Source organism: Burkholderia torrens (assembly GCF_984668525.1).
In genome coordinates this window covers 401,319-423,989 of record NZ_OZ480211.1, presented here as the reverse complement: position 1 = coordinate 423,989, position 22,671 = coordinate 401,319, and the positions used below count along the sequence as shown (strand labels likewise).

Annotated in this window: 26 protein-coding genes and 1 tRNA gene; 1 reads left to right on the top strand and 26 read right to left on the bottom strand. The window is 64.2% G+C overall.

All coding sequences use genetic code 11. From position 1 onward, the window contains the following. Position 1: 1 nt before the first annotated feature. From AC5LXX_RS01950 to AC5LXX_RS01910, 9 genes are all read right to left on the bottom strand, one after another. Positions 2-550: a hypothetical protein gene (locus AC5LXX_RS01950; RefSeq protein ID WP_493410315.1), complete on the bottom strand. Its 549-nt coding sequence runs from the start codon at positions 548-550 to the stop codon at positions 2-4. A 3-nt stretch (positions 551-553) separates the two neighbouring features. Then, complete coding sequence (locus tag AC5LXX_RS01945) at positions 554-3,454, bottom strand: type VI secretion system Vgr family protein (protein WP_493410314.1); 2,901 nt, start codon at positions 3,452-3,454, stop codon at positions 554-556. A 687-nt stretch (positions 3,455-4,141) separates the two neighbouring features. Continuing rightward, positions 4,142-4,217 (bottom strand) — tRNA-Thr (locus tag AC5LXX_RS01940). Positions 4,218-4,236: 19 nt separating this feature from the next. After that, positions 4,237-4,758 carry a ClpXP protease specificity-enhancing factor gene (locus AC5LXX_RS01935; protein WP_124453389.1) on the bottom strand — a complete coding sequence of 174 codons (522 nt, stop codon included), beginning with the start codon at positions 4,756-4,758 and terminating at the stop codon, positions 4,237-4,239. Between the two features lie 71 nt (positions 4,759-4,829). Further along, positions 4,830-5,441, bottom strand: a complete 612-nt coding sequence (locus tag AC5LXX_RS01930; protein WP_006400565.1) for a glutathione S-transferase N-terminal domain-containing protein — start codon at positions 5,439-5,441, stop codon at positions 4,830-4,832. Between the two features lie 94 nt (positions 5,442-5,535). Further along, on the bottom strand, positions 5,536-6,294 hold the full coding sequence (locus tag AC5LXX_RS01925; RefSeq protein ID WP_124453391.1) for a cytochrome c1: 759 nt from the start codon (positions 6,292-6,294) through the stop codon (positions 5,536-5,538). Between the two features lie 21 nt (positions 6,295-6,315). After that, positions 6,316-7,698 (bottom strand): cytochrome b, encoded by a 1,383-nt coding sequence (locus AC5LXX_RS01920; protein ID WP_493410313.1) that lies wholly within the window; start codon positions 7,696-7,698, stop codon positions 6,316-6,318. Next, positions 7,698-8,318 carry a ubiquinol-cytochrome c reductase iron-sulfur subunit gene (gene petA, locus AC5LXX_RS01915; RefSeq protein ID WP_124522227.1) on the bottom strand — a complete coding sequence of 207 codons (621 nt, stop codon included), beginning with the start codon at positions 8,316-8,318 and terminating at the stop codon, positions 7,698-7,700. The genes AC5LXX_RS01920 and petA overlap by 1 nt, the downstream gene beginning before the upstream one ends. A gap of 218 nt (positions 8,319-8,536) precedes the next feature. Next, positions 8,537-9,283, bottom strand: coding sequence for a Nif3-like dinuclear metal center hexameric protein (locus tag AC5LXX_RS01910; protein ID WP_322083538.1), 747 nt, complete (start codon positions 9,281-9,283; stop codon positions 8,537-8,539). Between the two features lie 21 nt (positions 9,284-9,304). Here AC5LXX_RS01910 and AC5LXX_RS01905 point away from each other — a divergent pair, with 21 nt between their 5' ends. Further along, positions 9,305-10,510, top strand: a complete 1,206-nt coding sequence (locus AC5LXX_RS01905) for a Do family serine endopeptidase (RefSeq protein ID WP_493410312.1) — start codon at positions 9,305-9,307, stop codon at positions 10,508-10,510. Positions 10,511-10,714: 204 nt separating this feature from the next. On the opposite strand, the gene tatC is transcribed toward AC5LXX_RS01905, so the two are convergent. From tatC to AC5LXX_RS01820, 17 genes are all read right to left on the bottom strand, one after another. Further along, entirely contained in the window at positions 10,715-11,503 is a 789-nt protein-coding gene (gene tatC / locus AC5LXX_RS01900) for a twin-arginine translocase subunit TatC (RefSeq protein ID WP_124453399.1), read from the bottom strand. Between the two features lie 41 nt (positions 11,504-11,544). After that, entirely contained in the window at positions 11,545-12,075 is a 531-nt protein-coding gene (tatB, locus tag AC5LXX_RS01895; protein ID WP_493410311.1) for a Sec-independent protein translocase protein TatB, read from the bottom strand. Positions 12,076-12,101: 26 nt separating this feature from the next. Continuing rightward, positions 12,102-12,332, bottom strand: coding sequence for a Sec-independent protein translocase subunit TatA (gene tatA, locus AC5LXX_RS01890; protein WP_059232563.1), 231 nt, complete (start codon positions 12,330-12,332; stop codon positions 12,102-12,104). 93 nt (positions 12,333-12,425) lie between these two features. After that, entirely contained in the window at positions 12,426-12,791 is a 366-nt protein-coding gene (locus AC5LXX_RS01885) for a histidine triad nucleotide-binding protein (protein WP_493410310.1), read from the bottom strand. Between the two features lie 31 nt (positions 12,792-12,822). Continuing rightward, positions 12,823-13,215, bottom strand: coding sequence for a DUF4870 family protein (locus AC5LXX_RS01880; protein ID WP_124453405.1), 393 nt, complete (start codon positions 13,213-13,215; stop codon positions 12,823-12,825). A 71-nt stretch (positions 13,216-13,286) separates the two neighbouring features. Then, on the bottom strand, positions 13,287-13,652 hold the full coding sequence (locus tag AC5LXX_RS01875; protein WP_493410309.1) for a phosphoribosyl-ATP diphosphatase: 366 nt from the start codon (positions 13,650-13,652) through the stop codon (positions 13,287-13,289). Further along, complete coding sequence (hisI, locus tag AC5LXX_RS01870) at positions 13,649-14,065, bottom strand: phosphoribosyl-AMP cyclohydrolase (RefSeq protein ID WP_027783357.1); 417 nt, start codon at positions 14,063-14,065, stop codon at positions 13,649-13,651. Before hisI ends, AC5LXX_RS01875 begins: the two co-directional genes overlap by 4 nt. Further along, a complete protein-coding gene (gene hisF / locus AC5LXX_RS01865) occupies positions 14,065-14,838 on the bottom strand; it encodes an imidazole glycerol phosphate synthase subunit HisF (RefSeq protein WP_493410308.1) in 774 nt (257 codons plus the stop codon). The genes hisI and hisF overlap by 1 nt, the downstream gene beginning before the upstream one ends. 105 nt (positions 14,839-14,943) lie before the next feature. Beyond that, the gene (gene hisA, locus AC5LXX_RS01860; RefSeq protein ID WP_124453407.1) at positions 14,944-15,699 is read right to left on the bottom strand and encodes a 1-(5-phosphoribosyl)-5-[(5-phosphoribosylamino)methylideneamino]imidazole-4-carboxamide isomerase; all 756 of its coding nucleotides are present in this window, start codon (positions 15,697-15,699) and stop codon (positions 14,944-14,946) included. A 163-nt stretch (positions 15,700-15,862) separates the two neighbouring features. Further along, positions 15,863-16,504 carry an imidazole glycerol phosphate synthase subunit HisH gene (hisH, locus tag AC5LXX_RS01855; RefSeq protein WP_124453409.1) on the bottom strand — a complete coding sequence of 214 codons (642 nt, stop codon included), beginning with the start codon at positions 16,502-16,504 and terminating at the stop codon, positions 15,863-15,865. Further along, entirely contained in the window at positions 16,501-17,121 is a 621-nt protein-coding gene (locus AC5LXX_RS01850; RefSeq protein WP_124453411.1) for a YchE family NAAT transporter, read from the bottom strand. Before AC5LXX_RS01850 ends, hisH begins: the two co-directional genes overlap by 4 nt. A gap of 63 nt (positions 17,122-17,184) precedes the next feature. Then, positions 17,185-17,772 carry an imidazoleglycerol-phosphate dehydratase HisB gene (gene hisB / locus AC5LXX_RS01845; protein WP_059232569.1) on the bottom strand — a complete coding sequence of 196 codons (588 nt, stop codon included), beginning with the start codon at positions 17,770-17,772 and terminating at the stop codon, positions 17,185-17,187. 65 nt (positions 17,773-17,837) lie between these two features. Continuing rightward, the gene (gene hisC, locus AC5LXX_RS01840) at positions 17,838-18,911 is read right to left on the bottom strand and encodes a histidinol-phosphate transaminase (RefSeq protein ID WP_493410307.1); all 1,074 of its coding nucleotides are present in this window, start codon (positions 18,909-18,911) and stop codon (positions 17,838-17,840) included. Between the two features lie 143 nt (positions 18,912-19,054). Continuing rightward, the gene (gene hisD / locus AC5LXX_RS01835) at positions 19,055-20,371 is read right to left on the bottom strand and encodes a histidinol dehydrogenase (RefSeq protein ID WP_493410306.1); all 1,317 of its coding nucleotides are present in this window, start codon (positions 20,369-20,371) and stop codon (positions 19,055-19,057) included. 24 nt (positions 20,372-20,395) lie between these two features. Next, positions 20,396-21,049 (bottom strand): ATP phosphoribosyltransferase, encoded by a 654-nt coding sequence (gene hisG, locus AC5LXX_RS01830; RefSeq protein WP_012327780.1) that lies wholly within the window; start codon positions 21,047-21,049, stop codon positions 20,396-20,398. Then, positions 21,046-22,308 (bottom strand): UDP-N-acetylglucosamine 1-carboxyvinyltransferase, encoded by a 1,263-nt coding sequence (murA, locus tag AC5LXX_RS01825; RefSeq protein ID WP_264168526.1) that lies wholly within the window; start codon positions 22,306-22,308, stop codon positions 21,046-21,048. Before murA ends, hisG begins: the two co-directional genes overlap by 4 nt. Positions 22,309-22,409: 101 nt before the next feature. Continuing rightward, positions 22,410-22,649: a BolA family protein gene (locus AC5LXX_RS01820; protein ID WP_006477131.1), complete on the bottom strand. Its 240-nt coding sequence runs from the start codon at positions 22,647-22,649 to the stop codon at positions 22,410-22,412. Between the last annotated feature and the right edge of the window lie 22 nt (positions 22,650-22,671).

Below are 22,671 nucleotides of genomic sequence, written 5' to 3'. Positions count from 1 at the left end.
GTCAATGCAACGCCTTCGCTGTCTCCGACAGCGCTCGCTCGACCGTATAGTTCTGCTTCTCGGAATACTGCCCCTCCGAAACCGGAGCAAAATAATAAGCCCACTCAACTTCGCCGCCGGCAAACAGTCGGTAGGTTCTGGTCTTCACGGCACCGGGCCGGTTATAACCGTGTGTAACATCCTTGTGCGCTGTAACCAAGTAGACGTTCCCGCCTTTCACCGACACCATCGCGTCAGTGATGATGTCGTCACCGCCATTGAATGTGCTGAACGACAGCTGGTAGTCGTTGAGCTTCTTCTTGTCATTGACGATCGGGATCTGATACAGCGTGTGATCGTCGGCCTCCATGTAGAACGTGTAATTCAGGTAGCGCAGCCGAGCATTGTCGGACAACACGCCGGCCGTCAGCATCAGCACGCCGTCCTTCACGTTCCAGCGAACGGCGCCGCTCTCGTACTGTTCGGCATGCGCACTGCGGAGCGGCAGCGCTGCGACAACAAACGTGGCAGCAGCCAGCGTCACGCAGCGCAGGAAACTGAGTGATTTCATGGATTACTCTTCACCTTCGAAAATGCGGGTCATGACGGTCGACGGAATCACTGTCGCGATATGGTCGATATCGACAAACTGCCCGGCACGATCCGCAATGCCGAGATGGAATGGATCGTCGTCTGGGGACATCGGTTCGGATTCCGATTCATCGTGTTCGTCGTGCGACCGCGGTTCGATCGTTACCGGATGCGGCTGCCACGTGTCCGAACCTATCCTCAGCGTCAGCATGTCGGGCTGGTCGAGAATCGCACGCGGTAGCCTGCCGTCTTCGGCAACTTGCCCAGCGTGAAGCACCTTGCCGGCGCTATCGACGATCTGGAACGGCTTGCCGATCCAGCCGAAATTGTCCGCCAGCTGGTCTGCACCAAACGCGGCAAAGCGCAGACTGTGCTTGGCGATCAATTCGCCAGTCGGCAACGGCGGCAGCGGATACGACATGCTGGCCGGCCCGCTGAACAGGTGCTGAGCCCCCTTCACGTCGACCTTTCCCGGTGCGTGAATCTCGATGTTGCCGCCCTGGATGCGGATATACGCGCCGCCCGACGTCAGCACCAGCCCCTTGTCCGCGGCAACCTCGACCGTCGCCGTCGACGAAAGCACCTTGACGTCGCGCTGCGCCGTCAGCTCGATGTTGTCGGAATGCGCCTGGATTTCCACCTTGCCCTTGCCCGAGAACAGCTTCATTCCCGCGTTCTGCACAAACAGGCTCAGCTTGTCGGCCACGCTCGCAATCAGCGATTTGCCGGCCGCGATGTGCGTATTCTGGCCACTGACCAGATTGACGTGCTGGTCGGCCGACAGATGCGTGTTCTGCTGCGTGGACAGGGCGATGCCTGCCGGGCTGCCGAACAGCATGACCGATTCGTTGAACGCATTGGCGTTACCGGTCCCGCCTCCCGCGGTCCGTCCGCCGGCCGTGACGCCGGCGGTGTTTTCCTGCGTCGCATCGACGAATTTCTTCAGTGCGTCGTAGCCTGACTTGAGCGTCTCGGCCCGATGCTGCTCGCTGACGTCCGATAGCGCTTCGACGACGCTTTCCGCATTGACGAGCTGCTGTTGCGTTTCACGGACATCGAGCGGTTGGCTGTTCGCCTGTTTCGGGTGCGTCGTGACGTAAAGCCCCTGCGACGCGCGCACAGCGCCGTGCGAATCGGTCTTCAGGTCAAAGCCGGTACCGAGGTATGACCCGCGCGCGTTGCCGGTGTGATCGATCAGGTATCCGAGATGCAGCAGCGAATTGGCACTGCTGCTGTAGAGGCGCATGCGGTTCTGCCCGGTTGCATCGTCGAGAACCATCTCGTTGTAGCCGGCGCCCGCATACTCTTTCGACCGGTAGCCGGACATGATGCCGTTGCTGTGCCATTGCGGCCTGACGGCGCCGTTATAGACGCGGTGAAGAATCATCGGTCGGTCGCAATCGCCGCCGACATAGCCGACTAGCACTTCTTCGCCGACACGCGGAACATGCACGCTTCCGTAGCCGCTCCCCGTGTCCGACTGCGCGACGCGAACCCAGCAAGAGGCGCGCTCGTCGCCCTGATTCTGCCGATCCCAGACGAACCTGACCTTGACCCGGTTCAGTTCGTCCGTATGCACCTCTTCGCCCTTCGGACCGACGACGATCGCCGTCTCAAGCTCCATCTGCGGCTTCTTGTGCTCGAGCGGGCTACGGTACGGCACGGTGGTCCGCTGCGCCTCGATCTCGACGAGATGGAACCCCGCCGAGCCGTCGGCGTGCGACACCGCGAATGCACCGGTGTCGGCGTACGCAGCTTTCACCTGTGCCAGTCGGTTGCGCAATCCGTGCGGAAATCCGGCTTCGTGGGCCGACACCGGAAGATTGTTTTCGATGTATCGCCAGACCTTGATCGCCGCGAATTCGCGCTCGCCTTCCGGGTCGCGATCGTGCTCGGGATGATTGTCCAGTACGAAACGCTGGCCCGCGTCGACACCGCGCCGCCCGCCGACACCGAAGAAACGTTTTGCGCGCGACTCCCATTCCTCGAGACGAACTTTCGACAGTTGCTCGCCGTGATTCTGGTCCTGATAGGTGTAGGCACCCGTATATTCGTAGACTTCCATCTGCTCCGGAAGGCTCCCCTGATCGCTACGCGTAGGCAACGCCGTCCCGTTGGGGTTGAAGGGCGTCGACGGCGACTTGTAGTCGAACGTACGCGTCGTGTGCATCGCGCTTTGAAGCGTTCGCGAACCGGACCACTGCGTCAATGCATCGGTTTCGCTGCGCGCTCCGGAGCGATAGAACTTCGCGTGGCGCGACGATGCTTCATCGAGCGAATGCACATCATCCGTGATGACGAGCGTATGGGACTTGCCGTCCTTGCCATGCTGCCAGAAGCCAAACAGGCCCTCGTCCTCCATCAGTCGGTGGACGAAATTCCAGTCGGTTTCGCTTTGGCGACAGTACGACCGCGACCGGAGCGGTCGCGACAACGCAAACTGGAAATGACCTTGCGCCTGCGGATGCTGGTTGAACACATCGGTAATGATCTGATCCGCCGGCTGGTCCTGCCAATACCGCATATCGCTGCGGAATTTGAGGAAATGCATCCACGACCCGTACGTCAGTTGATAGGTCGTAAGGCCTCCATCTGCACCAAGACGTCTCGCGGTATGAATGTAGCCGTTGACGGGCAGATAAGATTTATCCGCCTGCTGGACCCACAGCGTCATCGGCTGTGCAATCAGTGTCTTGAGTTCGATATTGCCGGACGCCGAAACCATGTCGAGCGTCACGCTAAAGTCGCGCCCCAGCTCGGAACAGGTCACTGCGCGACGCGGCACGATTGCATTCGGCGGCAGCGACGGAATCTCCGTCTTGAGCAGGCGATCCTGCTGAATCAGGCCACCGCGAATGGCCTGGACCAGTTCGGTCATAGTCATGATTTATCCGTGTCGCTCTTGTTATGTGGGCCGCTCTCCTCTCTCATGGAGTTAACCCCGCTCTCGAATCGCCGGCGATTCTACCGGTTTTCGTCCACCGATTTGTGTCAAAAATGGCAATTTAAATAGCTGCCCCCACAAGCTTACAATTCGCACCTGAAACGAAAGAAATACGAAGGCATATAGAAATATTTTGCGCAGCTTTTACCAACTCGCCGTGCTCCAGACTGCTGATTTGTTGGATAAACCGATGCGCTCACAACCATCTGACAGACACTCTTACGTGGCGCCAAGCGCTTTGCCACCGATTCTGTAAGTCGTCCGAAAACCAGCCTGTCACGCTTGCGGCAGTATGAGCGTCGACCTCACCAGTCTCGCGAAGAAATGCGGTGCGACAATGGGGAGATGTCGAGCGAGGTGCTTGCGTGCTAAGCACGTGACGCGGCTCAGCGTGGGACGCAAGTATGTCAGGTAGCGACGATGAGCGACGGTCGCACCTGAAGGGAAATCGCAGACGGTCAGCGCCTGCGCGTTGCCGCTATGGAAATTTGCCGGCCGTGTTTTGGCCGCCATCGAAACAAGGACCGTACGTAACGACCGGGCCAAACGGCAGTTCACTCGAACGGTAACTCGACGCAGAAAAAACAAAGGGCCGGGAGACAGAATCTCCCGGCCCTTCATTCAATATGGTGCCGGCTGCAGGACTCGAACCCGCCACCTGATGATTACAAATCAACTGCTCTACCAGATGAGCTAAGCCGGCGTAAGCGCGAGATTCTACCTCATTTCACGATCTTGAGGCGAGGTCTGCTGCCGCCTTTCGTGCCATCGCCGTCGGTTTTCGGCGGTTCGTCGGCACCTTCGGACGGTTCCTCGTTCGCGCCGCTGTCGGCGACCGGCGTCAACGTCGTCGAAGGCTCGTCGCGCTGCACGTCTTCCGCTTGCGCAGCGTCATCGTCGAACGCACCCGAATCCGTGCCTTCGCCTGCGACCGCATCGACCTGGAACGCCATGCCCTGCCCGTTCTCGCGCGCGTAGATCGCGAGCACGTTGGCCACCGGAATCTCGATCTTGTGCGCCTTCCCGGAGAACCGGGCCGTGAACTCGATCCACTCGTTGCCCATCTGCAACTGGCTCGTCGCCTCGAAGCTGATGTTGAGCACGATCTCGCCGTCACGCACGAACTGACGCGGCACACGCGTCGAGTTGTCGACCCTCACCGCGATATGCGGCGTGTAACCGTTATCGGTGCACCACTCGTACAACGCGCGCAGCAGATAAGGCTTCGTTGAAATCTCTTGCATCACAATCCTCGAACCCGGAGCAGGCGTGCGGCACGCCGCACCACCCGCTCCGTCATGCCTTCATTGCGACATTAACGACGCATGACCTTTTCGGACGGCGTCAGTGCTTCGATGTAGGCCGGGCGGCTGAAGATCCGTTCGGCGTACTTCATCAGCGGCGCGGCGTTCTTCGACAGCTCGATGCCGTAGTGATCCAGGCGCCACAGCAGCGGAGCGATCGCGACGTCGAGCATCGAGAACTCTTCGCCGAGCATGTACTTGTTCTTCACGAAGATCGGCGCGAGCTGCGTCAGGCGATCGCGGATCGCGAGGCGTGCCTTCTCGTGATTCTTTTCCGCTGCCTTGCCCTTCTCGTTCTCGAGCGTGCTGACGTGGACGAACAGCTCCTTCTCGAAGTTGAGCAGGAACAGGCGCGCACGTGCGCGTTGCACCGGGTCGGCCGGCATCAGCTGCGGATGCGGGAAGCGCTCGTCGATGTACTCGTTGATGATGTTCGATTCGTACAGGATCAGATCGCGCTCGACCAGGATCGGCACCTGACCGTACGGGTTCATCACCGAAATGTCTTCCGGCTTGTTGAACAGGTCGACGTCGCGGATTTCGAAGTCCATGCCCTTCTCGAACAGCACCAGCCGGCAACGCTGGGAGAACGGGCAAGTTGTGCCGGAATACAGAACCATCATATTTGCGTTTCCTCAAAAAAGCCGAGGGCCGGCACGCGGCGGAACCCCTTTCACGGGTTCCTCCTTGCGCCGGCCCCACGCCGGTCAGGCGTGTTTACTTGATATCTTTCCAGTACGCGGCATTGAGCCGCCAGGCCAGGAAAGTCAGGACACCGAGAAAGATCAGCACCCACACGCCGAGGCGTTTGCGGGTCTGCTGGGCCGGCTCGGACATCCATGTCATATAGGCCACCAGGTCGGCAACCGCAGCATCATAGTCGGGCGACGACAACGTGCCCGGCGTGACCTGCTGGAAGCCGACGAGCGTGTGGACCTTCTCGCCCGTCTCCTCGTCCGTCTTGTCTTCGAATTTGGCAATGCGCTGCCCCTGCAGCTGCCACAACACATGGGGCATGCCGACGTTCTCGAACACCGCGTTGTTCCAGCCGGTCGGCCGCGTATCGTCGCGGTAGAAACTCCGCAGGTACGTATACAGCCAGTCGCGGCCGCGCGCGCGCTCTTCCACCGACAGGTCGGGCGGCGTGGTGCCGAGCCAGTTCTTCGCGTCTTCGGGCCGCATCGCGACGGACATCGTGTTCCCGACCTTGTCGGTCGTGAACAGGAGATTCGTTTCGATCTCCTTCTGGGATATGCCCAGATCCGTCAGACGGTTGTAGCGCATCAGGTTCGCGCTGTGGCAGTTCAGGCAATAGTTTACAAACAATTGCGCGCCGTGCTGAAGCGAAACGAGATTTTCCGTGTTATCGGGCGCCCGGTCGAGCGGAAAATTACCTTCCGCCCGCACGGCCGGCGCCGCCAGCAGCGCACAGGCGGTCGCCCCGATCAGCGCGAGTGTCGAAAGCAGTTTCTTCATGTCGTTCTCTCCTCGCTCACATTAATGGGGCTTGAAGCGCACCCGCTCCGGCGGCTGCTTGAACGTGCCAAGCGGCGTCCAGACGGGCATGCCGAGGAAGAACGCGAAGTAGATCAGCGCGCAGGCCTGCGCGATCAGCGTCGCCGCCGGCGATGGCGGCCGCGTGCCGAGGAACGCGAGGGTCAGGAACGCCGCGACGAATATCCCGAGAAACACCTTGTGGAACAGCGGCCGATAGCGGATCGACTTCACCGGGCTGCGGTCGAGCCACGGCAGGAAGAACAGCGTGATCACCGCCGAACCCATCACGACGACACCCCAGAACTTCGACTCCGTCAGGTACATGAACACGACGATCGCCGCGGCCAGCACCGGCAGCCCGGCCTTCCACTTGCCGCGCGCACGGATCAGCGCGAGCACGCCGAGCAGCGCGATCACGATCATCAGCACGATCTTGAACGGGTCGGTGGTCGCGCGCAGCATCGCGTAGAACGCGGTGAAGTACCAGACCGGCGCGATCTCGGGCGGCGTCTGCAGCGGGTTCGCCGGGACGAAGTTGTTCGCCTCGAGGAAGTAGCCGCCCATCTCCGGCGAGAAGAACACGATCAGCGCGAACACCATCAGGAACACGCACACGCCGAGGAAATCGTGCACCGAGTAGTACGGGTGGAACGGGATGCCGTCGAGCGGGATGCCGTTCTCGTCCTTCTTCGCCTTGATCTCGATACCGTCCGGGTTATTTGACCCCACTTCGTGCAGCGCGACGAGGTGCGCGACGACGAGGCCGACCAGCACGAGCGGAATCGCGATCACGTGGAACGCGAAGAAACGGTTCAGCGTGACGTCGGACACGACGTAGTCGCCGCGAATCCACAGCGACAGGTCCGGGCCGACGAACGGAATCGCCGAGAACAGGTTCACGATCACCTGCGCGCCCCAGAACGACATCTGGCCCCACGGCAGCAGGTAGCCGAAGAACGCCTCGGCCATCAGGCACAGGAAGATCGCGCAGCCGAAGATCCACACGAGCTCGCGCGGCTTGCGGTACGACCCGTACAGCAGCCCGCGGAACATGTGGAGATACACGACCACGAAGAACATTGATGCACCGGTCGAGTGCATGTAACGGATCAGCCAGCCCCATGGCACCTCGCGCATGATGTACTCGACCGACGCGAACGCAAGCATCGAGTCGGGCTTGTAGTTCATCGTCAGGAAGATGCCCGTGACGATCTGGTTGACCAGCACCAGCAGCGCGAGGGAGCCGAAGAAGTACCAGAAGTTGAAGTTCTTCGGCGCGTAGTACTCGGATACGTGTTTCTTCCAGGTGGACGTGAGCGGGAAGCGCTGGTCGATCCAGCCGGTGAGACCTGTCGTGGAGACTTCTTTGTTGTCGGCGGCCATCACGCTTCTCCTTTCTCGTCCTTGCCGATCACGAGGGTCGTCGCCGACGTGAACATGTAGGGCGGGATGTCGAGATTCTGAGGCGCCGGCTTGTTCTTGAACACGCGGCCGGCGAGGTCGTAGGTCGAACCGTGACACGGGCACAGGAAACCACCCGGCCAGTCATCCGGCAGGTTCGGCTGCGGACCCGGCGTGAAGCGTTGGCTTGGCGTGCAGCCGAGGTGCGTACATACGGCCATCACGACGAGAATGTTCTTGCGGTCGGCCCGCGAGCGATATTCGTTGGCGCAATACGCGGGCAACGGCATCGAATACGGCGATTTCGAGGTCGGATCGGCCACTTCCTTGTCGGCCTTGACCACGTCGGCCAGCATCGAATCGGTGCGATTCAGGATCCAGACAGGCTTGCCGCGCCACGGCACGGTGACCATTTCGCCAGGCTTCAGGCTGCTGATATCGACCTCGACCGGTGCACCGGCCGCTTTCGCTTTCGCGGACGGCGCCAGCGACGCCGCGAAAGGTATGACGGTGGCTACGCCTCCCACGCCACCTGCTACGGATGTCGCAATCAGCCAGGTACGGCGGCCGCTGTCGACGCGTTTCTCTTCCTTGTCTCGCATCACACGCCCCACTTCTGAGTTGGATTTTCCGTCACGACTTTCCATTCCGCCGCTAGTTTGCTCGAATGGAGTCGCCATTTACAAGGCCCGGAGATGAAAATCCCTTCGAAGTGATTGATAGTTAAGGGTTATCCCCCACTATCGGAGCGATTAAATCATTCCTCTTTTAAGCGTTCGCTACATTGCGAAATTTCGATGCGCCGCCGCAAATCCGCGCGTCAGACCGGATTATGAATATCGATAAAAAGGTGTTCGATATCGAATTCTTCGGACAAGTGGCGTCCAAGTGCCTGGATTCCGTAGCGCTCGGTCGCATGGTGCCCCGCCGCAACGAACGCGACGCCGCTCTCGGCCGCCGTGTGCGTGGTCGACTCGGACACCTCGCCGGTGAGGAACACGTCCGCGCCGGCATCGATCGCCGCGTCGAAATAGCTCTGCGCGGCGCCCGTGCACCACGCGATGCGGCGCAGCTGCATCTCCGGCTCACCGAGTACGAGCGGCGTACGGCCGAGCGTGCGCTCGACCTTCGCGACGAAGTGTTCGAGCGTGACGGGCATCGGCAGCGTCGCCATCCAGCCGAGGTCGCCTTCGCCGAAGCGCTGTTCGCCGATGAGCCCGAGCTTCTCACCGAGCTGCGCGTTGTTGCCGAATTCGGGATGCGCGTCGAGCGGCAGGTGGAACGCGAACAGGTTCAGGTCGTTCGCGAGCAGCAGCTTCAGGCGCTGGTACTTGCGGCCCGTGATCTGCGGCGCCTCGTTGCGCCAGAAATAGCCGTGATGAACGAGCACGGCATCTGCCCCCCATTCGAGCGCGGCTTCGAGGAACGCGACCGACGCCGTCACACCGGTGGCGATCTTCTCGATCTTGCGGCGCCCCTCGACCTGGAGGCCGTTCGGGCAATAGTCCTTGAAGCGCGCGGTTTCAAGGGTATTGTTCAAGTACAATTCAAGTTCGATCCGATCCATATAAACCTCTAATCCATTCAGATGCTTAGACGCTTCTGGCTGTTCTTCGCGCAGGCGGTTACCGTGCTGCTCGCGCTGATGTTCATCGTCGTGACGCTCAAGCCGCAATGGCTGCAACGGCAAGGACAGCTCGGCAAGCAGCTCGCCACGCCGATCGTTGCGCTGCGGGAAGTCGCGCCCGGCATCGGCGGCGCACCGGCGACCACGTCGTACGCCGAAGCCGCGCAGAAGGCGATGCCGGCCGTCGTCAACGTGTTCTCCAGCAAGGACGGCTCGCTGCCGCCCGACCCGCGCGCGAAAGATCCGCTGTTCCGCTACTTCTTCGGCGACCGCAACGCCCGCAAGCAGCAGGACGAACCGGCAGCCAACCTTGGCTCGGGCGTTATCGTGAGCCCTGAAGGTTACATTCTAACGAACCAGCACGTCGTGGACGGCGCCGACCAGATCGAAGTCGCGCTCGCCGACGGCCGCACGGCCACCGCAAAGGTGATCGGCAGCGATCCCGAGACCGACCTGGCCGTGCTGAAGATCAACATGACGAACTTGCCGACGATCACGCTCGGCCGCTCCGACCAGTCGCGGGTCGGCGACGTCGTGCTCGCGATCGGCAACCCGTTCGGCGTCGGCCAGACGGTCACGATGGGGATCATCAGCGCGCTCGGCCGCAATCACCTCGGCATCAACACGTTCGAGAACTTCATCCAGACCGACGCACCGATCAACCCCGGCAACTCGGGCGGCGCACTGGTCGACGTGAACGGCAACCTGCTCGGCATCAACACGGCGATCTACTCGCGCTCGGGCGGCTCGCTCGGCATCGGCTTCGCGATTCCCGTGTCGACCGCGCGCACGGTGCTCGAAAGCATCATCACGACGGGCTCGGTCACGCGCGGCTGGATCGGCGTCGAGCCGCAGGACGTCACGCCGGAGATCGCCGAATCGTTCGGGCTCCAGCAGAAATCGGGCGCGATCGTCGCGGGCGTGCTGCAGGGCGGCCCGGCCGACAAGGCCGGCATCAAGCCGGGCGATATCCTGGTCACGGTCAACGGCGAGGACATCACCGACACGACGAAGCTGCTGAACGTCGTCGCGCAGATCAAGCCGGGCACGTCGACCAAGGTGCACGTCGTGCGCAAGGGCAAGGAGTTCGACTTGAACGTCGTGATCGGCAAGCGCCCGCCGCCGCCGAAGCAGGCGCTCGACGAGCAGGACGGCGATACCGAATGAGGTTCGGCGGGCCGGCGGCGCGACACCACGCGCTGCGCCGCCGGCGGAAACGATAAAGGGCAGCCGGTCGGCTGCCCTTTTGCTTTGCTTCGATCGATCCGTCTTGCCGGGATGGTGGCCTCACCGCACGCGTGCCGGACAGCTGCGCCACCGGGCTGCCCAAGGCCTGGCCGGAAGGTCGGCCCGTCACCCGGCGCGCCGCCGTCAGCTCGCGGCTTCGCCGTTCCCCGCTTCGTTCTCTTCGGCCGGCTTCTTCGGCACGAAGAATCGCGCGGCCAGCAGCCCGATCTCGAACAGCACGATCAGCGGCAGCGCGAGCATCAGTTGCGAGAACACGTCCGGCGGCGTGACGACCGCCGCGACCACGAATGCGCCGACGATCACGTAGGGCCGCATCTCCTTCAGCTTCTTCAGGGACAGCACGCCCATCCGCACGAGCAGCACAACGACGATCGGCACCTCGAACGTCACCCCGAATGCGATGAACATCCCGAGCACGAAGCTCAGGTAGTTGTCGATGTCGGTCGTCATCTCGGCCCCGAGCGGCGCGTTGTAGTGCGCCATCACGCGGAAGATCGTCGGGAACACGAGGAAGTATGCGAATGCCATCCCGCACAGGAACAGCACGTAGCTGCTGCCGACGAGCGGCGTGACGAGCTTCTTCTCGTGCTGGTACAGCCCCGGCGCGACGAACGCCCAGATCTGGTACAGCACGATCGGCAGCGCGATCACGAGCGCGACGAGCATCGTGACCTTCATCGGCACGAAGAACGAGCCGGTGACGTCGGTGACGATCATCTTGCCGTCCTTCGGCAGGTTCTCCATCAGCGGCCGCGCGAGCAGCCGGAAAATGTCGGGCGCCCAGTAGACGAGCCCGAGGAACACGACGATCACGGCCAGGCCCGCGCGAATGATGCGATCGCGAAGCTCGACGAGATGGGAAATGAAGGTTTCTTCCGGGGCGTCGCCCGGGTTCTGCTGGGGGTCGCTCACACCGGCCCTCGGTAGGATTGACGAGCGAGCATGCGCTCGGCTCAGAAGAAGCGCGTCGGCCGGCGCAGGCTGGCCGGCTGGTGGCGCGCGACACGCGCGGCGCCCGACTGCACGTGCGTGCGACGGGTGGTCGCGCGCTTGTACCAGACAGGCGTCGCCGCCTGCTTCACGCGCCAGTTGCGGCGCTTCGGCGCAAGCGCGGCCGAACTGCCGTGCCACGACGGCGCCGCGGGCGCATCGGAACCGTACGAACCGGCATCACCGGAAGCGCCGTCAAGACCGACGACCGCGGAATGCCACGTGTCGTTCAGGTCCTTCTCGTGCTCGCGCAGGTTGTCGTGAATTGTCGTCTCGACGTTGCGTGCGGCCGATTCGAAATCGGTTTTCATCGTCCGCAACGCGTCGAGTTCGATTTCGCGCGAGACCTCGGCCTTCACGTCGTTGATGTACCGCTGCGCACGGCCGAACAGCGCGCCTGCCGTACGCGCAACGCGCGGCAGGCGCTCGGGGCCGAGCACCACGAGCGCGACGACGCCGATCAGCGCCATCTTGGAAAGACCGAGATCCAGCATCGCGAATGCCTGTCAGCGTGCCGGCGTTACGCCTTGTTCGAATCGGAACGCGTCGTTTCCTTCGCGTTGACGTCGACCGAGCCCGTGCGCGGCAGTTGCTGCGCGTCGGCCGGCGTTTCGCCTTCCTTCATGCCGTCCTTGAAACCCTTCACGGCGCTGCCGAGATCGTTACCGATGTTGCGCAGTTTCTTCGTACCGAAAACCAGCGCGACGATCAGCAGCACGATCAGCCAGTGCCAAATGCTCAATCCACCCATGATGAAACCTCTCCTCAACCACGCCGCCGTGCGGCGCAAATCGCCGGCGACGCGCCGGCTTCGACTATCGATGCGGGGAAACGCCCCGCGCCGTCAACCCATCCGCTGCCAGGGGCGCGGACCGGCCAGGATATGCGCGTGCAGGTGGTAGACCTCCTGCCCGCCGCCCGGGCCCGTATTGATCACCGTGCGGAAACCGGTTTCGCCGCCCGAGTACGCGACGCCGAGCTGGTCGGCAAGGCGCGCGACAAGCAGCATCAGCCGGCCGAGCATCGGCGCATCGGCCGCACTCGCCGCCGACAGCGTCGGCAGGTGCTGACGCGGAATCACGAGCACGTGCGTCTCGGCCGCCGGGCGGATGTCGCGGAACGCGACGAATTCATCGTCCTCGTGCACCTTCGTGCTCGGGATCTCGCCTGCCGCGATCTTGCAGAACAGGCAATTCGGATCGTGACTCATGTTGCTCCTGCAAACGCCCGCGCGCGGCCGGTCAGAACCACGCCTGCGGATCGAGCGTCTTGTTGTCGTTCAGGTACAGCCAGCCCTTGATGATACGGTACAGCGTCCAGATCCATGTGACAAACATCACTGCGAATCCGATCACGACGAATGCCAGCGCGAACCCGATCACGTACGCGATCAGCGCGCGCCAGAACGTGCGGATCTGCCACTCGAAGTGATCGGCGTACGGCGTGCCGGCCACGTCGCCGCGCTTCACGTAGTTGATGATGATCGCGATGATGCCCGTGACGCCGCCCGTCAGCCAGTGAAATGCATAAAGGCCGTAGAGCACGTGAGTCAGCGTGCGCAACCCGTTCAGGCGTTCAGCATCCGCTGCCCCCGGCACTGCAGGCGTCGGAAACTGGTTCGGCGTATCGTTCATGATGCTACCCCCGTCAGATGACAATTCTTACAGCTTACCGCACTGCTGCCACCGCGGCGGGACGATGCGCGTCAGCCGCCGTTTTCGTCGCGCTCGCGACGCTTGCGCAGCGCCTTTTCCTCGATGCCCGACAGTCCTTCGCGGCGCTCGAGTTCGGCGATCACGTCGGCCGGGCTCAGGTCGAAATGCGACAGCATCACGAGGCAGTGGAACCACAGGTCGGCCACTTCGCCGACGAGTGCGGTCGGCGCGCCGCCCTGGCGCACGTCCTTCGCGGCCAGCACGACTTCCGTCGCCTCTTCGCCGATCTTCTTCAGCACCGCGTCGTCGCCCTTGTGGAACAGGCGCGATACGTACGATTGATCGGGATCGCCGCCCTTGCGGCTATCGATCACGGCCGCGAGGCGCAGCAGCGTGTCTTCGGTCGATTGCGTCATTTGTAGATGTGTTCGGGATCTTTCAGCACCGGTTCGACGGCGACCCAGTCGCCGCTGTCCACCGTACCTTCGAATTTCTGGAAGAAGCACGAATGCCGGCCGGTGTGGCACGCGATGCCCGACACCTGCTCGACCTTCAGCAGCACGACGTCCTCGTCGCAGTCGAGCCGCACCTCGTGCACGTGCTGCACGTGGCCCGACTCCTCGCCCTTGAACCACAGGCGCTTGCGCGAGCGCGAATAGTAGACCGCGCGCTGCGTCTCGATCGTCTTCGCCAGCGCCTCGCGGTTCATCCACGCGAACATCAGCACGTCGTTCGTCGACGCTTCCTGCGCGATCACCGGCACGAGGCCGTTGTCGTCCCAGCGGACCTTGTCGAGCCACGCGGGCAGGGATTTCGTTTCCGTATTCATCACAGCCTCACCGGGATGCCCTGGTCGGCCATGAAGCGCTTCGCCTCGCCGACCGTATGCTCGCCGTAGTGGAAGATGCTCGCGGCCAGCACCGCGTCGGCGCGGCCGTCCTTGATGCCGTCCGCCAGATGCTGCAGCGAACCGACGCCGCCCGATGCGATCACCGGCACCGGCACCGCGTCCGACACGCCGCGCGTGAGCGCGAGGTCAAAGCCCGACTTCGTGCCGTCGCGGTCCATGCTCGTGAGCAGGATCTCGCCCGCGCCGAACTCGGCCATCTTGCGCGCCCATTCGATCGCATCGAGGCCCGTGTTCTTGCGGCCGCCGTGCGTGAAGACTTCCCAGCGCGGCGTCTCGCCGTCGGCCGACACGCGCTTCGCGTCGATCGCGACCACGATGCATTGCGAGCCGTACTTGTCGGCCGCGTCGCGCACGAGCTGCGGGTTCGCGACCGCCGACGAATTCATGCTGACCTTGTCCGCGCCCGCGTTCAGCAGGCGCCGCACGTCCTCGACGGCACGCACGCCGCCGCCGACGGTCAGCGGAATGAACACCTGCGACGCGACGGCTTCGATGATCGGCAGGATCAGGTCGCGCTGGTCGGACGTCGCGGTGATGTCGAGGAACGTCAGTTCGTCGGCGCCCTGGTCGTCGTAGCGGCGGGCGATTTCGACGGGATCGCCGGCGTCGCGCAGCTCGACGAAGTTGACGCCCTTGACGACACGCCCGGCAGTTACGTCCAGGCAGGGGATGATGCGTTTAGCTAGAGCCATGATGTTGCGCCAAATGCCGCGCTGGGACGGCCGGTTGCGGAAGCCTCGCGCGAGGCTTCCGGTCGGGGCCGCCTGCGGGCAGCCCCGGCGAACGGGACAGGCGCGTTACGCGTTGTCGAGTTCGCCGTTCAGTTCGTCCGCGCGCTTTTGCGCGGCCGCGAAATCGAGATCGCCGGAGTAGATCGCACGGCCGCAGATCACGCCTTCGACGCCGTGCTCTTCCGCTTCGCACAGGTTCTCGATGTCCGTGAGGTTCGACAGGCCGCCGCTGGCGATCACCGGGATGCCGACCGCCTGCGCGAGCTTCACGGTCGCCTCGATGTTGATGCCCTGCAGCATCCCGTCGCGGCCGATATCGGTGTAGACGATCGATTCGACGCCGTAGTCCTCGAACTTCTTCGCGAGATCGATCACTTCGTGGCCGGTCAGCTTGCTCCAGCCGTCGGTCGCGACCTTGCCGTCCTTCGCGTCGAGGCCGACGATGATGCTGCCGGCGAACGCGGTGCACGCGTCCTGCAGGAAGCCCGGGTTCTTCACGGCGGCGGTGCCGATGATCACGTAGGACAGGCCGGCGTCGAGATACTTCTCGATCGTCTCGAGGCTGCGGATGCCGCCGCCGAGCTGGACAGGGATTTCATCGCCGACTTCGTCGAGGATCGCTTCGATCGCCTCGAGATTCTTCGGCTTGCCGGCGAATGCGCCGTTCAGGTCGACGAGATGGAGCCGCCGGGCGCCGAGATCGACCCACTTGCGGGCCATCGCCGCCGGGTCCTCGGAAAAAATCGTGGCCTGGTCCATATCGCCCTGTTTGAGGCGCACACACTGACCGTCTTTGAGGTCGATGGCCGGAATCAGCAACATAGCAATCGGGTGTCGTCGTGGAAAAAGAAAAGAATCCGGCGCGTACCGGCCAATCCGGTACCGCGCCGTCTCGCTAGTTTAGTACAACTCTTTCGGCGCTTTCGCTTGCAAGCCCCGTAAGACGGGCCTCTCCGGCCCACCGACTGTGGCTCGCACGCGACGTTCACGGTTTCCAGTGTACGAAGTTGCGATACAGACGCAACCCGACTTCCGCGCTTTTCTCGGGGTGGAATTGGGTCGCGAAGAGATTATCCCGCGCGACCGCGGACGTAAACGGCGCGCCGTATGCCGTTTCGCCAACCGTATGCGCCGGGTTGTCCGGCGTCACGTAATAGCTGTGCACGAAGTAGAAATACGCGTCGTCGGGCACGCCGTCCCACAGCGGGTGCGGCTGCGACTGGCGCACGCGGTTCCAGCCCATCTGCGGCACCTTGAAGCGCGAGCCGTCGTCCTGCACGCGGCCGCCGAGCTCGAAACGCACGACCTTGCCCGGCAACAGGCCGAGGCCCTTCGTGTCGCCTTCCGCGCTCCAGTCGAACAGCATCTGCTCGCCGACGCATACGCCGAGCAGCGGCTTCGTGCGCGACGCCTCGATCACGGCCTCCTGCAGGCCCGATTCGCCGAGGCAGCGCATGCAGTCGGGCATCGCGCCCTGGCCGGGCAGCACGACGCGGTCGGCCGCGCGAATCGCGGCCGGCGTGTCGACGATCGCCACGTCGGCGGCCGGTTCGGCCTTCTTGAGCGCCTGCGCGACCGAGCGCAGGTTGCCCATCCCATAATCCACAATCGCAATCGAAGTTTTCATCTCAGTGCAGGCAGTAGCGCCCTCAGTCCATTGACGATGAATTCCACCGCCAGCGCCGACAGCATCAGACCCATCAGCCGCGTGGCGATGTTGATGCCCGTGCGGCCGATCCAGTTCGCGATCGGCTCGGCGAGCCGCATCGCGACGAAACACAGAAAAGCCAGGGCCGCGCCGATCGCGACCAGCCCGACCCGTTCATACCAGTGATGCGCGTTCGCCGCGTAGATGATCACCGTGCTGATCGAGCCGGGGCCCGTGAGCAGCGGAATCGCCAGCGGCACGACCGCGATGTTGTCCTTCAGCTCGGCCTCGTGGCGCTCCTCCGGCGTCGATCGCGTGTTGCCGATCTGCGCGTTCAGCATGTTGATCGCCATCAGCAGCATGATGATCCCGCCGCCCACTTCGAGCGACCCAACCGAAATGCCGAAGAAGTTGATGATCTGCTGCCCGAGCAGCGCGGTCACCGTCATCACGCAGAACACCGACACCGATGCGATCCGGATCGTGCGACGCCGCTCGTCGTCCGTCTGCTGCGCCGTCAGGCTCAGGAAGAACGGCACCGCGCCGACCGGATTGATCAGCGCCAGCAGCGAAATGAACGATTTGAGCAGATCCATCGCAAGCCGGCGCCGCGCGCCGAAGCCGTGAGGTTTGTCCTTGGCGTCCGTCCATCCGGACGATCAGAGGCTGCCTTTCGTCGACGGAATCTGCCCCGCCGCCCGCTCGTCGAGCTCCACGGCCGCGCGCAGCGCACGGCCGAAGGCCTTGAACACGGTTTCGAGCTGATGGTGCGCGTTGATCCCGCGCAGGTTGTCGATGTGCAGCGTGACGCCCGCGTGGTTCACGAAACCGCGGAAGAACTCGATCGACAGGTCGACGTCGAACGTGCCGATCCGCGCACGCGTGAACGGCACGTGGAATTCGAGGCCCGGCCGGCCCGAGAAATCGATCACGACGCGCGACAGCGCCTCGTCGAGCGGCACGTACGAATGGCCGTAGCGGCGGATGCCCTTGCGGTCGCCGATCGCCTTCGCGACGGCTTGACCGAGCGTGATGCCGACATCCTCGACCGTGTGGTGGTCGTCGATATGCGTGTCGCCGTGCGCTTCGACCTCGAGATCGAACAGACCGTGCCGCGCGATCTGGTCGAGCATATGGTCGAGAAACGGCACGCCGGTGGCCAGCTTCTGCTGGCCGGTGCCGTCGAGATCGAGCTTCACACGGATCTGCGTTTCGCTGGTATTGCGAACGACTTCCGCCACACGCATGGCAATTCCTTGATTGAGTCTGTAGTAAATGGGGATTGATCGTCGCGCGCCGCCGCGCCCTGGGCTCAACCGGGCAGCGCGAGTTTCAAGGCGGCCAGCAGGCGGGCGTTTTCGTCGGGAGAACCGACGGTCAGCCGCACGCATTCGGCCAGTAATGGATGCATTTTACTCACGTTTTTGACCAGCACCCGCTCGGTGAGCAGCGCATCGAACACGGCAGCCGCGTCCGGCACGCGCACCAGCAGGAAATTGCCGGCGCTCGGGAACACCGTCGCGCCCGGCAGCGCGGCCACGGCCTGCGCGAGGCGCGCGCGTTCCGCGCGCAGTTCGGCCGCCTGCCCATCGAGCACGTCGAGGTGGTCGAGCAGGAAATCGGCGGTCGCCTGGGTCAGCACGTTGATGTTGTACGGCGGGCGCACCTTGTCGAATTCGGTCAGCCACGCGTGCCGTCCGACGAGATAGCCGAGGCGGATGCCGGCAAGGCCGAGCTTCGACACCGTACGCATCACGACGACGTTGTCGAACTCGGCGGCGCGCGGCAGCCACGAACGCTCGGCGAACGGCTGGTACGCCTCGTCGATCACGATCAGGCTGTGCCGCGCGGCGGCAATGATCCGTTCGACGTCGGCATCGTCGTACAGCGTGCCGGTCGGGTTGTTCGGGTACGCGAGATAGACGATCGCGGGCCGGTGCTCGGCGATCGCCGCGAGCATCGCGTCGACGTCGAGCGTCAGGTCGGCCCGCAGCGGCACGCCGACGAATTCGAGCTGCGCGAGCTTCGCCGACAGCTCGTACATCACGAAGCCCGGCACCGGCGCGAGCACCTTCGCGCCCGGCTGCGCGCACGCGACCGAGATCATGCTGATGATTTCGTCGGAGCCGTTGCCGAGCAGCACGTCGCAACCGGCCGGCACGCCCATCGCGTGGCGCAGCTTGTCGAGCAGCGTGGCCGGGCGCGGCGCCGGATAGCGGTTCAGCGCGACCTGCGCGAGACGCTCGCCCAGCGCCGCGGCGAGCGGTTCGGGCAGCGGGTACGGATTCTCCATCGCGTCGAGCTTCACGAACCCGCTCGCGTCGGGCACCGGATAGCTCGTCATCGCGAGCACGTCGCGGCGGATGATGTCTTGTGGCGTCGTCATGGTCTCAAGCCGGCGTGCGTCGCGCCGGCATCAAAATAGGTCGGCAAGGCGGCGGCTGCCGCCCTGCACTCGTCTCCAGCCCCGGTTCGCGGTATTGGACGGCGCGGCGCATCCGCGCCCGCCCGGCCCCGCGCAGTGCATGGTCAGCCCTTCATCCGGAACTCGGCGCTCTTCGCATGCGCCTGCAGCCCTTCGCCGTATGCGAGCTCGGACGCGATCTCGCCGAGCGTCTGTGCACCTTCCGCGCTGACTTCGATCAGGCTCGAACGCTTGATGAAGTCGTACACGCCGAGCGGCGACGAGAAGCGCGCGGTGCGCGACGTCGGCAGCACGTGGTTCGGGCCCGCGCAGTAGTCGCCGAGGCTTTCGCTCGTGTAGCGACCGAGGAAGATCGCGCCTGCGTGGCGGATCTGCTGGCCCCATTGCTGGGGTTCCAGCGCCGAGATTTCGAGGTGCTCGGGCGCGATGTCGTTCGCGATCCGGCACGCTTCGGCCATGTCGCGCACCTTGATCAGCGCGCCACGCCCTTCGAGCGATGCGCGGATCACATCCTGGCGCGGCATCGACGGCAGCAGCTCGGCGATTGCCTTCTCGACGCGGTCGAGGAACGCGCCGTCCGGGCACAGCAGGATCGACTGCGCGAGCTCGTCGTGCTCGGCCTGCGAGAACAGGTCCATCGCGACCCAGTTCGGATCGGTCGTGCCGTCGCACAGTACGAGGATTTCCGACGGGCCCGCGATCATGTCGATGCCGACCGTGCCGAACACGCGGCGTTTCGCCGATGCGACGTACGCATTGCCCGGGCCGCAGATCTTGTCGACGGCCGGCACCGTCGCGGTGCCGTACGCGAGCGCGCCGACCGCCTGCGCGCCGCCGATCGTGAACACGCGATCGACGCCGCCGAGCAGGGCCGCAGCCAGCACGAGGTCGTTCTTCACGCCGTCCGGCGTCGGCACGACCATCACGATCTCGCCGACCCCCGCGACCCGCGCGGGAATCGCGTTCATCAGCACCGACGACGGATACGCGGCCTTGCCGCCCGGCACGTACAGGCCGACGCGGTCGAGCGGCGTGATCTTCTGGCCGAGCACCGTGCCGTCCGCCTCCGTGTACTGCCAGCTATGCGTGCCGCACTCGATCTTCTGCTTCTCGTGGTACGCGCGGACCCGCGCCGCGGCCGCTTCCAGCGCCGCGCGCGCCTTCGGCGCGAGACCGTCGAGCGCCGTCTGCAGCGCGTCCTGCGGCAGTTCGAGCGCGGCGACGCTGTCCGCGCTCAGCCGGTCGAAGCGGTTGGTGTACTCGAGCACCGCGGCGTCGCCGCGCGACTTCACGTCGGCGAGGATCTGCGCGACCGATTGCTCGATCGCTGCGTCTTCGCTCGCCTCGAACGCGAGCAGCGCGCGCAGCGCGGCGCCGAAGCCTTCGTTCGTCGAATCGAGCTTGCGGATGGTGATGGACATGGGAGTTCCGTTACGGTGATGCGCTCAACCGCCATTCTGCGACGCGCGTTCGAACGCGTCGAGGATCGGCTTGAGCGCCGCGCGCTTCAACTTCAGCGCGGCCTGGTTCACGACGAGGCGCGACGAGATCGCCATGATCTCCTCGACCTCGACCAGATTGTTCGCCTTCAGCGTGCCGCCCGAGCTGACGAGGTCGACGATCGCGTCGGCCAGCCCGACCAGCGGCGCGAGCTCCATCGAACCGTACAGCTTGATCAGATCGACGTGCACGCCCTTCGCGGCAAAGTGTTCGCGTGCCGTTTCGACGTACTTCGTCGCGACGCGCAGCCGCGCGCCCTGGCGCACGGCGCTCGCATAGTCGAAACCGGCCGATACGGCCACCGACATCCGGCAGCGCGCAATGTTCAGATCGATCGGCTGGTACAGGCCCGAGCCGCCGTGCTCGACCAGCACGTCCTTGCCGGCCACGCCGAAATCGGCCGCGCCGTATTCGACGTAGGTCGGCACGTCGCTCGCGCGCACGATGATCACGCGCAGGTCGGGATTCGTCGTCGGCAGGATCAGCTTGCGCGATGTTTCCGGATCCTCGGTGACCTGCACACCGGCCGCGGCCAGCAACGGCAGGGTTTCCTCGAAAATCCGGCCCTTCGACAGGGCGAGGGTCAGCGGCGCGGTCATGCTTGGCTCCCGGAAAGGCGGCGCACGTTCGCGCCGACGGCGGTCAGTTTGGCTTCCATGCGGTCGTAGCCGCGGTCCAGGTGATAGATGCGGTCGACGAGCGTTTCGCCGTCGGCGCGCAGCCCGGCGATCACGAGGCTCGCGGACGCACGCAGGTCGGTCGCCATCACGTTCGCGCCCGACAGCTTCTCGACGCCCGTCACGAGCGCGGTATTGCCGTCGATCGTGATGTTCGCGCCGAGCCGGTTCAGCTCCTGCACGTGCATGAAGCGGTTCTCGAAAATGGTTTCGACGACCTGCGCGGTGCCCGTCGCGACCGTATTGAGGGCCATGAACTGCGCCTGCATGTCGGTCGGGAACGCCGGGTATTCCGACGTGCGGATCGTCACCGCGGACGGCCGGCGGTCCATCTTCACGCGCAGCCAGCTGTCGCCTTCCTCGATCGACACGCCGGCTTCGCGCAGCTTGTCGATCACCGCGTCGAGGATGTGCGGGCGCACGCCCGTCAGCATCACGTCGCCGCCGGCTGCCGCGACCGCGCACAGGAACGTGCCGGCCTCGATGCGGTCGGGGATCACCGAATGGCGCGCGCCGTGCAGCCGCTCGACGCCCTGGATCACGAGGCGATCGGTGCCGATACCGTCGATTTTCGCGCCCATCGCGACCAGCAGGTGCGCGAGATCGCTCACTTCCGGTTCACGCGCGGCGTTTTCGATCACCGTCTCGCCGTCCGCCAGCGTCGCGGCCATCAGCAGGTTTTCCGTGCCCGTCACCGTAATCATGTCGGTCACGATGCGCGCGCCCTTCAGGCGCTTCGCGCGCGCTTCGATGAAGCCGTGCTCGATGCTGATCTCGGCGCCCATCGCCTGCAGGCCCTTGATGTGCTGGTCGACCGGACGCGCGCCGATCGCGCAGCCGCCCGGCAGCGACACCTTCGCCTCGCCGAAGCGCGCGAGCAGCGGCCCGAGCACGAGGATCGACGCACGCATCGTCTTCACGAGCTCGTACGGCGCGACGAGGTTGTCGACGCGCGACGCGTCGAGCTGCACGCGGCAGCCGTCGGTCTCGCTCTTCACGCCCATCTGGTTCAGCACCTTCAGCGTGGTGCGCACGTCCTTCAGGTTCGGCACGTTGTCGAGGTCGACCGGGTCGGCGGTGAGCAGCCCCGCGCACAGGATCGGCAGTGCGGCGTTCTTCGCGCCCGACACGACGATCTCGCCGGACAGGCGCTTGCCGCCTTCGATCACGAGCTTGTCCATCCCCTGTCCCTGCGATTCCCCGTTGGCGGCCGGGTGTGCCGTGGCGACGCTCTTGACGGCGTCGCGCTCGTTGACGGTGACTTGCACTCAGTGATTTCCGGTTATGCGTTCTGCCATTCGGCGGGCGTCAGCGTCTTCATGCTGAGCGCGTGAATTTCCTGCTTCATGCGATCGCCGAGCGCCGCATAGACGAGCTGGTGCCGCTGGATCGGCCGCTTGCCTTCGAAGGCCGCCGACACGATCGTCGCGAAGAAATGCTGGCCGTCGCCTTCGACTTCCAGATGCGTGCAGGCGAGACCGCCGGCGATGTATTGCTTGACCTGTTCGGGAGTCGGCAACATGGTGTAAGGCTCCTGTCGGCGC

What these genes read in the sequence shown, in the direction of transcription:
- AC5LXX_RS01950 (WP_493410315.1), bottom strand. Translation starts at nt 550, where the DNA reads ATGAAATCACTCAGTTTCCTGCGCTGCGTGACGCTGGCTGCTGCCACG.
- AC5LXX_RS01945 (WP_493410314.1), bottom strand. Translation starts at nt 3,454, where the DNA reads ATGACTATGACCGAACTGGTCCAGGCCATTCGCGGTGGCCTGATTCAG.
- AC5LXX_RS01935 (WP_124453389.1), bottom strand. Translation starts at nt 4,758, where the DNA reads ATGCAAGAGATTTCAACGAAGCCTTATCTGCTGCGCGCGTTGTACGAG.
- AC5LXX_RS01930 (WP_006400565.1), bottom strand. Translation starts at nt 5,441, where the DNA reads ATGATGGTTCTGTATTCCGGCACAACTTGCCCGTTCTCCCAGCGTTGC.
- AC5LXX_RS01925 (WP_124453391.1), bottom strand. Translation starts at nt 6,294, where the DNA reads ATGAAGAAACTGCTTTCGACACTCGCGCTGATCGGGGCGACCGCCTGT.
- AC5LXX_RS01920 (WP_493410313.1), bottom strand. Translation starts at nt 7,698, where the DNA reads ATGGCCGCCGACAACAAAGAAGTCTCCACGACAGGTCTCACCGGCTGG.
- petA (WP_124522227.1), bottom strand. Translation starts at nt 8,318, where the DNA reads ATGCGAGACAAGGAAGAGAAACGCGTCGACAGCGGCCGCCGTACCTGG.
- AC5LXX_RS01910 (WP_322083538.1), bottom strand. Translation starts at nt 9,283, where the DNA reads ATGGATCGGATCGAACTTGAATTGTACTTGAACAATACCCTTGAAACC.
- AC5LXX_RS01905 (WP_493410312.1), top strand. Translation starts at nt 9,305, where the DNA reads ATGCTTAGACGCTTCTGGCTGTTCTTCGCGCAGGCGGTTACCGTGCTG.
- tatB (WP_493410311.1), bottom strand. Translation starts at nt 12,075, where the DNA reads ATGCTGGATCTCGGTCTTTCCAAGATGGCGCTGATCGGCGTCGTCGCG.
- tatA (WP_059232563.1), bottom strand. Translation starts at nt 12,332, where the DNA reads ATGGGTGGATTGAGCATTTGGCACTGGCTGATCGTGCTGCTGATCGTC.
- AC5LXX_RS01885 (WP_493410310.1), bottom strand. Translation starts at nt 12,791, where the DNA reads ATGAGTCACGATCCGAATTGCCTGTTCTGCAAGATCGCGGCAGGCGAG.
- AC5LXX_RS01880 (WP_124453405.1), bottom strand. Translation starts at nt 13,215, where the DNA reads ATGAACGATACGCCGAACCAGTTTCCGACGCCTGCAGTGCCGGGGGCA.
- AC5LXX_RS01875 (WP_493410309.1), bottom strand. Translation starts at nt 13,652, where the DNA reads ATGACGCAATCGACCGAAGACACGCTGCTGCGCCTCGCGGCCGTGATC.
- hisI (WP_027783357.1), bottom strand. Translation starts at nt 14,065, where the DNA reads ATGAATACGGAAACGAAATCCCTGCCCGCGTGGCTCGACAAGGTCCGC.
- hisF (WP_493410308.1), bottom strand. Translation starts at nt 14,838, where the DNA reads ATGGCTCTAGCTAAACGCATCATCCCCTGCCTGGACGTAACTGCCGGG.
- hisA (WP_124453407.1), bottom strand. Translation starts at nt 15,699, where the DNA reads ATGTTGCTGATTCCGGCCATCGACCTCAAAGACGGTCAGTGTGTGCGC.
- hisH (WP_124453409.1), bottom strand. Translation starts at nt 16,504, where the DNA reads ATGAAAACTTCGATTGCGATTGTGGATTATGGGATGGGCAACCTGCGC.
- AC5LXX_RS01850 (WP_124453411.1), bottom strand. Translation starts at nt 17,121, where the DNA reads ATGGATCTGCTCAAATCGTTCATTTCGCTGCTGGCGCTGATCAATCCG.
- hisB (WP_059232569.1), bottom strand. Translation starts at nt 17,772, where the DNA reads ATGCGTGTGGCGGAAGTCGTTCGCAATACCAGCGAAACGCAGATCCGT.
- hisC (WP_493410307.1), bottom strand. Translation starts at nt 18,911, where the DNA reads ATGACGACGCCACAAGACATCATCCGCCGCGACGTGCTCGCGATGACG.
- hisD (WP_493410306.1), bottom strand. Translation starts at nt 20,371, where the DNA reads ATGTCCATCACCATCCGCAAGCTCGATTCGACGAACGAAGGCTTCGGC.
- hisG (WP_012327780.1), bottom strand. Translation starts at nt 21,049, where the DNA reads ATGACCGCGCCGCTGACCCTCGCCCTGTCGAAGGGCCGGATTTTCGAG.
- murA (WP_264168526.1), bottom strand. Translation starts at nt 22,308, where the DNA reads ATGGACAAGCTCGTGATCGAAGGCGGCAAGCGCCTGTCCGGCGAGATC.
- AC5LXX_RS01820 (WP_006477131.1), bottom strand. Translation starts at nt 22,649, where the DNA reads ATGTTGCCGACTCCCGAACAGGTCAAGCAATACATCGCCGGCGGTCTC.